This is a genomic window from Leucobacter fengyongliangi (assembly GCF_050971685.1).
Lineage (GTDB): Bacteria > Actinomycetota > Actinomycetes > Actinomycetales > Microbacteriaceae > Leucobacter.
In genome coordinates this window covers 1-11,427 of sequence record NZ_JBPCEU010000012.1, presented here as the reverse complement: position 1 = coordinate 11,427, position 11,427 = coordinate 1, and the positions used below count along the sequence as shown (strand labels likewise).

Sequence of the window (11,427 nt, the reverse complement as noted above, 5' to 3'; positions counted from 1 at the left end):
GGGTTCGCGGCTGGCCCCGATCGGCACTGTCGCTCGGCCAAAATTCCACGGGAAGAGTCACACGTTCGTGACGCTCTGGGTTCCGCTGGGCGCGCTTCGTGACTAGGGTGGGGCCATGAAAGTCAACATTCCGAGCGATACCGAACTAGCCGACCTGATCGAGCATCGTGATCCCGCGAGTGTCACGGTCTATCTTCCTTCCTCGCCGGTGCCGGCGGAGCGGGAACGCCTCCAGCTTGCGCTCCGACAGCATGCCAAAAAAGCGGAAAACGCGCTTGAGGCCGCCGGTATTGATGGCCATAACCGCCGTGCAATCGCAGACAGCTTCGACCGTTTGCAGACCGACCGGGAGTTCTGGGATTCCCAGGCTCGCTCGCTCGCACTCTTCCTGAGCCCGAGCGGCACGCACGCGTTCCACGTCGCGAACGACCTCCCTGAGCACTTCTCGGTCGGCGACCGATTCGATGTGGGGCCGCTCCTGCGCTCGGTGTCCTTCGCGAACGAGGGATTCGTGCTCACGATTACACAGAGTTCGGCTCATCTCTACGAACTCCGGGCGGATCGGGGCGCGACCGAGGTTCCTCTTGCAGACTTGCCCGAGGATGCGTCCGAGGTGTTGCGTCAGGAGCCGCACGGGGGCCAGGCCGATCGGGTCAGCGACACGGGAGCGTTGGGGCCGAAGATCCAGCAGCGCAAGTACTGTTCCGTGATCCAGGATGCCGTACTGCCGCACCTGGGAGACGACCACATTCCCTTGATTTTGTGTGCGACCGACGATTTGGAGCCGGCGTATCGGGAGGTCAACTCCTATCGACACCTGGCTGAGGCGGGAATTCCTCAGCACCCGGATTCGCTCACCCCAAAGGAGCTAGATCAGGAGGCCCGTGCGATCCTCGATGCCTTGCACGCGCAGCAACTGGCCGGGTGGAAAGAACGATTCGAGAATCTGCGCGGGGAGGGCACCGCGGTGAGCCAACTCACCGAAGTCGCGCGCGCGGCCACCGCGGGCGCGGTGAGCGAACTGTGCTTCGACCTCGAATCGACTGCCCTTGAGGGCACGATCGATGATGCGGGGGCGATTCACCCGGCCACCGAGGCCACGCACACCACCTATGGGCTGATCGACGAGTTGGCCGTTCGTGTGCTGCGCACCGGGGGCACCGTCCGTGCCGTGCGAAAGGGAGAACTTCCCGACGACAGTCCGGTCGCGGCGATCTTGCGGTATCCGCCGGTTCGCTGAGTTGGGGCGCACCGACTCCTCGATTCTGCACGTTGACATGGACTCGTTCTTTGTCTCCGTGGAGTTGCTCGATCGGCCGGAGTTGCGGGGCGTGCCGACGGCGGTGGCGCACGAAACCGGGCGATCGGTGATCTCCAGCGCGAGCTACGAAGCGCGAGCGTACGGAGTGAGATCGGCGATGCCCGTCTCCCGCGCCAAGCAGCTGTGCCCATCGCTTGTGCTGATGGAGCCCACGTACGCGAAGTATCGTGATGCCTCCCGCACGGTGATGGCGATCTTTCACGAGTTCACGCCCCTCGTCGAGCCGCTCAGTATCGACGAGGCATTCCTTGACGTGTCAGGTTCGACGAAGCTCTTTGGCCCACCCGCCGAGATTGCGCGAAGGCTCCGCGCCACCATTCGTGAACGCACCGGCCTGCCGGCATCAGTCGGGCTTGCGAGCACGAAACACGTCGCGAAGCTTGCTTCCCAGCGCGCGAAGCCCGACGGGGTGCTCGAGATTCCGCACGCCGGCACGCTCGACTTCCTGCACCCGCTCCCTGTTGAGGCGATCTGGGGTGTCGGCGCGGCGACGGCGAAGGCGCTGCATGCTCGCGCGATCCACACGGTCGGAGATCTGTCGCGGGAGCCTCTGCCCAGCCTTGAACGGGTGGTCGGGCGGGCAAGCGCAGCCAAGCTGCATGAACTCGCGAACGGCCGTGACGCGCGCGAAGTGCGCACCACGCGCATCGAGAAGAGCATCGGGCACGAAGAAACCTTTGCGTTCGACGAGACTGATGCCACGGTAATCGAACGCGAATTGCTGCGCCTCTCCACGCGCACGGCCGAGCGCCTTCGGGAGCACGGTGCCGAGGCGCGCACCATCGCGATCAAGGTGCGGTGGGGCAATTTCGAGACCCTCTCGCGCTCCCGCACCCTCGCCGAAGCGACGAATTCCTCGCAGCGGATCTACCGCACCGCACGAGAACTGTTCGCCTCGGTCGGCTCTGAAGGTCGGGCGGTGCGGCTCATCGGCGTGCGGGCAGAGCAGCTCATTCCCGAGGGGCAGGAGTCTGAGGCCCTCTGGAGCGAGGACGAGGATTGGCGCGCAGTGGATCAGGCCGTCGACGATGTGCGGATCCGCTTCGGAAGCGTTGGCCTCACCCCCGCCCGGCTGCTCCAGCCACGGCAGGATGTGGTCGATCCGCGCTCGCTCGAATCGCCGTAGGCGCAGCCGCGCTCGTGCGTGCTGCGCTGCGCGCTAAGGGCGGAGGGTTGTGCGCTAGTCTTCCTCGGGCGTGGTCTGCATGCGCAGGATCGATTCGAGGATGGCCGCGAGCCAGTCGTAGACGAGCACCGTGCCACGTGTGTCAGGGGTGACGAGCAACCGCTCGTGGGCTTCATCTGAGTCGAGCCCAATACGGGCGGCGATGGCGAGCCGCAGCGCGGTGAGCGTGCGCACCCAGGCGGAGAGCGTGGCGGGTGTCACCTCGATCTCGACGGGTTCGGGCTCGTCACCCTCGGTCGGTGTAGCGCCCAGGCCGAGCTCAGAGGTCACCAGGATCGCGTCTTGCAGCTTGCGGTTGATGAGTCCTTGCTCGGTCACGCGACGAAACTGCGACGCGTCGTCGTCCCCCTCGTAGGCGTCGGGGAAGAGCCTGGCCAAAGCGGGGTCTTCGGGGGTTGCCTCAGACCCGCCGACCTCGAGACTCGCGAACAGTGGATCCGGGTCGAGTGCCGTGCGGCTGTGGCTCTGCAGCAGCTCGATCAGTTGGCCGGTGAGTTGATCGAGCAGGTGCGCCTCGTCAAAGTCGAGCCGCACCCGAAGCGCGCCGCTCGGGAGGGGGAGGAGTCTCATGGGCTACCTGCCTGCCGAACGGTTGCCCACAATCCGTAGCCGTGCATGGCTTCGACGTGCAGCTCCATTTCCTCGCGGGTTCCCTCAGCGACCACGGCGCTGCCCTCGGTGTGCACACGCAGCATGAGCCTCTCAGACTCAGTGCGGTCGAATCCAAAGTGCTCCCGGAAAACATATGCCACATACGACATGAGATTCACCGGATCGTCCCACACCACCGTCTGCCAGGGCCGATCGGGCACGGGGGAGATCCGCTCGCGTCGACGCAGTTCTGGCCGCGCGCGCGTTCCGCTCATCATCCCCACCCCAACTCGTGAATGCGGGCCTCGCTCAGACCGTAGAAATGCGCAATCTCGTGCACCAGCGTGATGCGGATCTCGGCGATGAGATGCTCGTGATCGACACAGTGTGCGAGCAGGTTCTCCCGATACAGGATGATGCGATCCGGCTCTTCTCCGTACCCATACGAATCGCGCTCGGCAAGCGAAAATCCCTCGTACACGCCCAGCACGTCGCTGCCATCTTCGGGGGCATCCTCGACCAGAAAAATGACATTGTCGAGCTTGGCCAGCATGTCGGCATGCAGGCTGTCGAGCCCCTCGCCGACGAGGTGCTCGAAGTCTTCGTGCGAGACATCCCACATGCCTTCACCCTACACAGTTCACTCGCAGTACGACGTCTCAACTCCGAGTTCTGGCAGGCGTCGCGCAGGGCTGTGCGACGCGATCCACTGGGGTGTTCAGTGAACCGACACCCGCGGTTCACCGTGCGGGCACCGTCGCATCATCTGGGAACGACAGCCTGGTGACCGTCCCCTGCGCTGCGTGCGCTGGGCTGCACCCATCGTAAGAAGAAAGAGGCGTATGCGTACTCGACACCCCTGGTTGAAGACTCTCGGCGGCATTGCCTGCGCGGGCGTCGTCGCTGCCCCGCTCATTGTGCCCGTGACAGCGTACGCGGCTCCGAGCCTGCCACCGCTCGTCATCAACGAGGTGATCCAAGATAACGACGCGATTGCCGACGCGATCGAGGTGCTGAACCTCGGCGACACAGCGGTCGATATCTCCGGGTGGATCCTGGCCGATGACAAGAACTCGATGCCGGTGTCTGAGGGTACCGTGGTTCAGCCGGGCCAGTATCTCGCCATCACGGTCGATGACGATACTCGCCTCGACAAGTTCGGTCTGGGCAAGGCGGATCAGGCGAACCTGAAGCTTCCCGACGGCACACTGGTCGATACGTACGCGTGGAGCGGGCACGTCAGCACCTCGTACGGACGATGCGTCGACGGCACCGGCGATTTTCGGGTCACCGTCGAGGCGACCCCGAACGCGGCAAATGCGTGCGTCGCGACGCCCCTGGGCAACATCAAGATCAACGAGGTCGAGTCGAACGGCGACACCGAAGACTGGGTCGAACTGACCAACATCAGCGACTGGGAGATTGATATCGCCGGGCTTGTGCTGACCGATAACGACCCCACGCACACGTATGAAATTCCGGCGGGTACGGCGCTGGCACCCGGCGAATTCGCCGTGTTGAATGGCGGCGATTTCGGCTTCGGGCTGGGCGGTGCGGATGCTGCTCGCCTGCTCGACGGCGGGACCGTCGTTGACGAGTACGCGTGGACAGCTCACGCGGCGCACACCTATGGTCGCTGCCCGGACGGGCTGGGCGAGTTCGCCTCGACCGCTTTGTCGACGAAGGGCGGCGCGAACGATTGCGCCGCACCCGAGATTCCAGCGATCGTCGTGAACGAGGTCGAATCGAGCGACGGCACCCCCGGCGACTGGATTGAGTTGTTTAACCTCAGCGATGCCGCGGTGGATCTCACCGGCTGGGTGGTGCGCGACAACGACGACGCACACGTGTCGACGCTGCCCGCAGGGTCGACGATCGAGGCAGGAGGGTTCTTCGTGGTCGAAGAGGCCCAGCTCGGTTTCGGCCTGGGTAAGGCAGACTCTGCGCGTGTGTATCTTCCGGGCGGTCACACTTTGGTGGATTCGTACTCGTGGACGGCAACCGTCGATGACCAACATGCTCCGACGACCTTCGGGCGGTGCCCGGACGGCACCGGAGAGTGGAAGATCACCACGGCATCGACCAAGGGTGCCTCGAACGACTGTGGCATGGCCGTGCGCATCAACGAGGTGGAGACCTCGGATGACTGGGTCGAGCTGATCAACGTCGGGTTCGAATCAGTGGATCTCGGCGGCATGAAGCTGCGCGACGGCGGTGCAGGAAACGACGCCTACGTGTTCGCCCCGGGCATCCAGCTCGCCGCGGGCGGCTACCTGCAGGTTGCGGTGAAAGAGACCTTTGGGCTCGGCAAGGACGATCGGGTCACCCTATTCGCCGCGGACGACGCTGAACTCGATTCGGTGTCGTGGCTGAGCCACCCGGTGCCCTCACTCGGGCGTTGCCCAGATGGAACTGGTGACTTCGTGAACACGCGAGAGGCGACCCCCGGAGCAGCGAATGCCTGCGTCGGTGACTTGATCGTTGACGCGTGGCCGGGAGCCGAGGGTATGGCGACCGTGGATGTCGCCAACACCTTCGGCACCGACATGAGTGGCGTGGTCTTCGAAGATGGTGGCGTGATCTGGGCGGTCAACAATGGCAACGGAACGCTGCACAAGCTGCAGCTCACCGGTGGGTCGCTGACCGAGGCCGACGGCTGGGTCGACGGGCGCACCCTGCGCTACCCCGACGGCACCGGCACCGTGGATGCCGAGGGCGTGGCGCTGATCGCCGGATCCTCTGCCAATGGCGTGCTCGTTGCCTCTGAGCGCAACACGGGAGGCACCGACGGGGGGAGCCGACCCTCGGTGCTGCGCTTCGACGTTGCCGGAACCGGCGACCTGGTTGCCACTCACGAGTGGAATCTCGCAACGGACTACCCGGGCATTGGTGCGAACGCCGGTGTCGAGGGTGTGGCATGGATCGCCGACTCCGAGCTGACCGCCGCCGGCCTTATCGATGAGACGACGGGTGCGGTCTACGACCCGGCCAGCTACCCGGCGCACCTGGGCGGAGTCGTCTTCGTGGGCGTCGAGGCGAGCAACACGGTCGCGGGCTACGTACTGGGTGAGGCCGGAGAAATGATCCGCATCGCCGAGTTCGAGACCGCCTTCCCGGGGGTCATGGAACTGGAATATGACCCCTCAACAGCGTTGCTGTGGGTCGTGTGTGACGAGGTGTGCGACGGTCGCTCGCAGGTGTTCAAGATCGGCGCGTCCGAATCCGCACCCGGTGCGTTTGCTCCCGTGGCGACTTATGAGCGCCCGGCAGGCACCAGCAACTTCGCGAACGAGGGCTTCGCAATCGCGCCGATCGACCAGTGCACAGACGGTTCGCGCGCGGTCATCTGGGCGAATGACGATCAGACCGATGGTCACGCCTTCCGCGTTGGATCGATCGACTGTGTCGGTGATGAGACCGGCGGAGAAACCGGCGGGTCGACGCCTGACGGATCCACTCCTGGTGGCAGCACCCCAGGCGGCTCGACTACGCCCCCCTCGGTGACCAGCCTCACCGATTCGCTCCGCGGAGGCATCAGCGCACCGGGCGAATTGCGGGCCGGCTCGACGGTCACCATCACGGTGGGTGCCGCATATGCTGGGCAGACGGTCAATGTCTGGCTCTTCTCGACGCCAGTTCACCTCGGAAGCCCGGTCGTGAGCGCGACCGGTACCGTGACCGTGGCTCTGCCAACCGACCTGCCGACCGGCACCCACCGTCTGGTGGTTGCCGCCGCCGATGGCTCCGTCATCGGGTGGCAGAACGTGCAGGTCGTCGGTCGCTCGACCGGTGGCGTGCTTGCGTCGACAGGCGTGGATCCCGCGATCCACCTGATGCTCGCGGGTGGAAGCGCGGTGCTCCTGCTGCTCGCCGCCACGGCCACCGCCCTCGGGCGGCGCACCGCCTAGCGGGAGACTCTTCGTAGCGCTGAGCACTTCGGCTCGCTCGAGTGCTTGAATGGCTCGCTCACGCCCACATCGGCCCTTCTCGGTACCCACCTCGCATGTCGTGCGGTAGGTGTAGAGGAGGGCCGTGCGTGTCTGAGTTGGAGTTGCGGGCCCCGCATGGGATATGATCGTGGGGTTGCCTCGTGAGTTACGCTCGCGTGGTCAGCATGGTGGGCATAGCTCAGTTGGTAGAGCACCGGCTTGTGGTGCCGGTGGTCGCGGGTTCAAGTCCCGTTGTCCACCCCATATGGGCGAGGTTCAAACCTTCGACAAGAGTTTCCACTCTTGAAAAGGTTTGGACCTCGTCCTTTTTCTTTGCCTCAGCAGCCCAGTTCAGAGCGTTCGCCTGAGACTGCACATCACAGAGTGCCTCGTACGACGGCTGGTACTCGACCTTCACTTCCCGATCCTCGTCGATGAAGATCTTCCGGAAGAACGCCTGGTTACACAGTCGCCTGTTCTGGTTGTCGCACCGGCTATAGATCAGCGAGATGTTCGCCAGCAACGCCAGGCAGTCATCGAGATACACGCGTGCCGCCGCGTACTCATCATGGTGAGCCGACAGCCTCCCCTTGATGTCATCGAGCCTGGCCTCGATCCGCATCTGCTCTTCCTTGAGCAGTTCGAGTGAGATCGCACCCGAATAGTGCGCCCGCAGAACGACGAGCCGCTCCTCCTCCAGCGAAGCGCGCTCCTTCGCGAGTGACTCCAACTCGCCCGAGTCTGAAGCCAGCAGTCGATCGAACTCGGCGTGGATCATCCCCGCGAGCGACTGGCGCAGGTCCGCTGAGATCTGGATCGTCTCGTAGTACTTCTCGACCATGCGCTCGACGTCCTCGATGAGGATCGCCTGCCGGGTGCATCCCGTCTTCTTCGAATGACGACCGTTGCACACGAAGTACGGGTAGATCTTGCCCTTGCCGTTGTTCGCGTTGACGATGATGAACCTCGAACCGCACGCCCCGCAGTAGATCGTGCCCTTCAAGTAGTGCGCGTGAAGCTGGGTGGCGTCCGCTGCTGAGACATGCGACTCGAGGACGTTCTGCACCTGGTACCAGACCTCCTTCGGGACCAGTGCTTCGTGCGAGCCCGGATACACCGCTCCCTTGAAGCGCACCATGCCCCGGTAGTACGGGTTCGTCAGCATCCGCTGCACGCTCGTCTTTCCGAGCGGCTTCGACGCACGCTTCGGCGTCGGCGGGGTCGTCAACCCACGGGCTTCGAGCTCGCGCTGCATCTGCGACAGCGTCCACCGGCCCGACGCGAATTGTTCGAACGCCCACCGCACGAGCGGCGCACGCTCCTCGTCCAGCACGACCGTCCGGTTCTCGCGGCCCCGCTCATCGCGCACGCCGACGTTCAGATAGCCGATCGGTGCCCTGTTCGTCGTGCCGCCCTGCGCGGCCTTCTGCGAGAGGCCCTTCACGGTCTCAGTGGCGAGGTTGCGCGAGTAGAACTCAGCGATCGACGACATGATGCCGTGCAGCAGCATGCCCGACGGCGTCTCGTCGATGTTCTCGCTCGCCGACACGAGGGTGACGCCCGCGTCACGCAGCGCCATGTGGATCGCGACGTCGTCGGCACGGTTGCGGGCGAGGCGGTCGACTTTGTGGACGATGCAGTAGTTCACCTGATGCGCGGTGACGTACTCGATCATCTTCATCAACTGCGGACGGTCAGCCTTCCTGGCTGATTCGCCCGCATCGACGAACTCCTCGATCACCGTTGCACCGAGCGCCTCCGCCTTACGCAGGTTCGCCTCGCGCTGGGCCGGGATCGAATATCCCTCGTCGGTGCCGCCCTTCTCCGCCTGCTCCTTCGTGGAGACACGCAGGTACATGACAGCGACCGGGCCGCCGGTCGCGTAGGCAGGATGGATCAACCCGCTCGATGGGGATACGACTGTGGTGTTCGTGGTCATGGCTCTTCTCCGCGTGTGCTTGACAGCGCCCGCCGCGGCATCGTCAACTGCGAATGTTGATCGTGAGAAGAGCCCGAAGGCTGTAGGCCTAGGTCCAGAAGGACCACGTTTACGTGCCCCGTGCCGAAGCTCGGGGGTTTAAGAACCACAACATCCGCTGCTACGGCGGACGGTTACATTCTACGCTTGCCCCTCCCGGCTCGCATCGAGAATCTTGTCGCCCGGCTCTGCCGCGCGACGCTCGCCAAGGTCCTGAAGGGCGAAGCGGATCATGATTTCCGTCAGCAGGTTCAGATCCGGCTGCTCACGGTGAACCGCACGAATGCTCAGACGGCGCTCCTCGCGGCTCCGACGATCCGTCTGCTTCTCGTAGTGCCCGCTCACGATTCCTGCACCTCGCCTGTGCTGGGGTCAGCGTTGGCGAAGAACGCATCTTCTGCCGCTTGTCGGGCCGAGACCGCGACGAGCACGAACTTCACGAAGTCAGCGTCACGGTCGGTGATGACTTCTTCGACGATCTCCTGGTCGCGGTTCTCGCCCGGCCACGGCGTCTGCCGGGTAGGCCGGTCGCGATCCCGTTTGGTACCGCAGGCGGCAACCCAATCTCGGAGCCGGCCGCGTGCATCCGCGAAGTCGCGGTGCCAGCCAAACGGCGCTGAACCGTCCTGGTCAGGGTCGTAGGCGCAGAGCCAGTGCAGGTGCAGCGCTGAGAGTTCCCAGAGCAACTCCGGATGCCGGTGCCAGTACGGCGGGATCTCCGAGGCCGGTAGTCCGTACTCGATCCGAAGCCAGTTGACCCACCGATTCAGCTCCAGCAGCTCCTGTTCGAGATCGTGAGCCGTGAGCAGGTTCCAGTTGATCGGGCGCGGTGGCCCAGCTTGAGGCTCTGGCTCGTAGCTCGGCTCGGGAACGTCATCAATGCCCGTGTGCTGGTCCATGCTCACAGCCCCATGGCCGCGTCCCTTTGAGTGGTGGAAATTCGCGTCACCAGTGCAAGGGTCAGTAGCAGTAGTTTAGGCCGCGTTCAGCTCGGCGAGCATCACCTCCCCAGTAGTGCCCCGTAGAGTGGTGTAACGCGCCCCGGCCCGCTGAAAGACCAGCGTGGCCACCGGGGACACCTTCGAGAAGCCTTCTAACTCTCACTCGAAAGGGCATCGCACCGATGACCACTGCCTCTATTGTCGACCCTGCCAGCGTCCTCACCCAAGCCCTGAGCGACGCGTCGCCCGATCTGATGCGCACCCTGCTGCAAACCATGATCAACACCCTCCTCTCAGCCGAAGCAGACGCTATCTGCGGCGCCGAATACGGCAAGCCCTCACCCGAGCGCACCAACTCTCGCAACGGTTACCGGGCCCGTGACCTCGATACCCGAGTGGGAACGATCGATGTGCGAGTCCCGAAACTGCGGCAGGGCACCTATTTCCCCGAGTGGCTCCTGGAACGCCGCAAGCGTTCAGAGTCAGCGATGATCACCGTCGTCGCTGATGCCTACCTCGCCGGCGTCTCTACACGCCGCATGGACAAACTCGTCAAGACCCTCGGCATTCACTCACTCTCGAAATCACAGGTTTCCCGCATGGCGGGCGAGCTGGACGAGCATGTACACGAGTTCCGCACCCGCCCGTTGGGCGAGGCAGGACCGTTCACATTCGTCGCGTGTGACGCTCTCACCATGAAGGTCCGCGAAGGCGGTCGCGTCGTGAGTACCGTCGTGCTCGTCGCGACCGGCGTCAACCATGACGGGCATCGCGAGGTACTCGGTGTGCAGGTATCGACCAGCGAGACCGCGATGGCATGGAACATGTTCTTCGCGGACCTCGTCGCGCGCGGCCTCACCGGGGTCAAGCTCATCACCTCTGACGCGCACGCGGGCCTCGTGGAAGCCATGCGCGCGAACTTCCCCGGGACGTCATGGCAGCGTTGCCGCACCCATTACGCGGCGAACCTGATGACGGTGTGCCCGAAATCGATGTGGCCGGCAGTGAAAGCGATGCTGCATTCCGTCTACGATCAGCCCGATGCCCCGAGCGTCGAGGCTCAGTTCGACAGGCTCCTGGATTACGTGGCCGAGAAACTTCCCGATGTGCACGCACACCTCGATGCTGCCCGGGCTGACATTCTCGCGTTCGCTGAGTACCCGAAGGACGTGTGGCAGCAGATCTGGTCGAACAACCCGAACGAACGGTTGAACCGTGAGATCCGCCGCCGTACTGACGTGGTCGGGATCTTCCCGAACCGGGCCGCGATCACCCGGCTTGTCGGGGCGGTGCTTGCAGAGCAGTCTGACGAGTGGGCTGAGGGGCGACGATATCTCGGTCTCGAAGTTCTCGCCCGTTGCCGGCTCACCCTGGTGCCAGAGATTTCCGAGGAGGTGATGACGGGGCTACCACTCGCGTTAAGCGCGTAACTCGATCACTTCTTGAAGCGACACCGTTACACCACTCCACGGGACTTGACC

General features: G+C 64.3%; 9 protein-coding genes, 1 tRNA gene and 1 pseudogene. 5 read left to right on the top strand and 6 right to left on the bottom strand.

All coding sequences use genetic code 11. The features are described 5' to 3' along the window. Nucleotides 1-115 precede the first annotated feature (115 nt). Nucleotides 116-1,240 (top strand): baeRF11 domain-containing protein, encoded by a 1,125-nt coding sequence (locus tag ACR0R4_RS09830; RefSeq protein ID WP_433647214.1) that lies wholly within the window; start codon nt 116-118, stop codon nt 1,238-1,240. After that, nucleotides 1,224-2,447, top strand: a complete 1,224-nt coding sequence (gene dinB / locus ACR0R4_RS09825; protein ID WP_433647311.1) for a DNA polymerase IV — start codon at nt 1,224-1,226, stop codon at nt 2,445-2,447. The genes ACR0R4_RS09830 and dinB overlap by 17 nt, the downstream gene beginning before the upstream one ends. A gap of 54 nt (nt 2,448-2,501) precedes the next feature. Here the strand turns inward: dinB and ACR0R4_RS09820 are convergent, their stop codons facing one another. From ACR0R4_RS09820 to ACR0R4_RS09810, 3 genes are read right to left on the bottom strand one after another with little or no spacing between them, the layout of a single operon-like run. Further along, nucleotides 2,502-3,077 (bottom strand): DUF2017 family protein, encoded by a 576-nt coding sequence (locus ACR0R4_RS09820; RefSeq protein WP_433647213.1) that lies wholly within the window; start codon nt 3,075-3,077, stop codon nt 2,502-2,504. Then, nucleotides 3,074-3,373 (bottom strand): ATP-dependent Clp protease adapter ClpS, encoded by a 300-nt coding sequence (gene clpS, locus ACR0R4_RS09815; protein ID WP_433647212.1) that lies wholly within the window; start codon nt 3,371-3,373, stop codon nt 3,074-3,076. The genes ACR0R4_RS09820 and clpS overlap by 4 nt, the downstream gene beginning before the upstream one ends. Continuing rightward, the gene (locus ACR0R4_RS09810; protein WP_433647211.1) at nt 3,373-3,720 is read right to left on the bottom strand and encodes a metallopeptidase family protein; all 348 of its coding nucleotides are present in this window, start codon (nt 3,718-3,720) and stop codon (nt 3,373-3,375) included. The genes clpS and ACR0R4_RS09810 overlap by 1 nt, the downstream gene beginning before the upstream one ends. A 220-nt stretch (nt 3,721-3,940) precedes the next feature. Between ACR0R4_RS09810 and ACR0R4_RS09805 the strand changes: the two genes are divergently transcribed. Both ACR0R4_RS09805 and ACR0R4_RS09800 read left to right on the top strand, forming a co-directional pair. After that, complete coding sequence (locus tag ACR0R4_RS09805; protein ID WP_433647210.1) at nt 3,941-7,006, top strand: lamin tail domain-containing protein; 3,066 nt, start codon at nt 3,941-3,943, stop codon at nt 7,004-7,006. A 209-nt stretch (nt 7,007-7,215) separates the two neighbouring features. Further along, nucleotides 7,216-7,291 (top strand) — tRNA-His (locus ACR0R4_RS09800). A gap of 574 nt (nt 7,292-7,865) precedes the next feature. On the opposite strand, the pseudogene ACR0R4_RS09795 reads toward ACR0R4_RS09800, so the two are convergent. From ACR0R4_RS09795 to ACR0R4_RS09785, 3 genes and pseudogenes are all read right to left on the bottom strand, one after another. Continuing rightward, nucleotides 7,866-8,885 (bottom strand): annotated as a pseudogene (locus ACR0R4_RS09795) (recombinase family protein); the annotation flags it as partial. A gap of 261 nt (nt 8,886-9,146) precedes the next feature. Beyond that, on the bottom strand, nt 9,147-9,350 hold the full coding sequence (locus ACR0R4_RS09790; RefSeq protein ID WP_433647209.1) for a hypothetical protein: 204 nt from the start codon (nt 9,348-9,350) through the stop codon (nt 9,147-9,149). Then, nucleotides 9,347-9,904: a hypothetical protein gene (locus ACR0R4_RS09785; RefSeq protein WP_433647208.1), complete on the bottom strand. Its 558-nt coding sequence runs from the start codon at nt 9,902-9,904 to the stop codon at nt 9,347-9,349. Before ACR0R4_RS09785 ends, ACR0R4_RS09790 begins: the two co-directional genes overlap by 4 nt. Before the next feature lie 224 nt (nt 9,905-10,128). Between ACR0R4_RS09785 and ACR0R4_RS09780 the strand changes: the two genes are divergently transcribed. Next, the gene (locus tag ACR0R4_RS09780) at nt 10,129-11,376 is read left to right on the top strand and encodes an IS256 family transposase (protein WP_433645844.1); all 1,248 of its coding nucleotides are present in this window, start codon (nt 10,129-10,131) and stop codon (nt 11,374-11,376) included. The last annotated feature ends 51 nt before the right edge of the window (nt 11,377-11,427 follow it).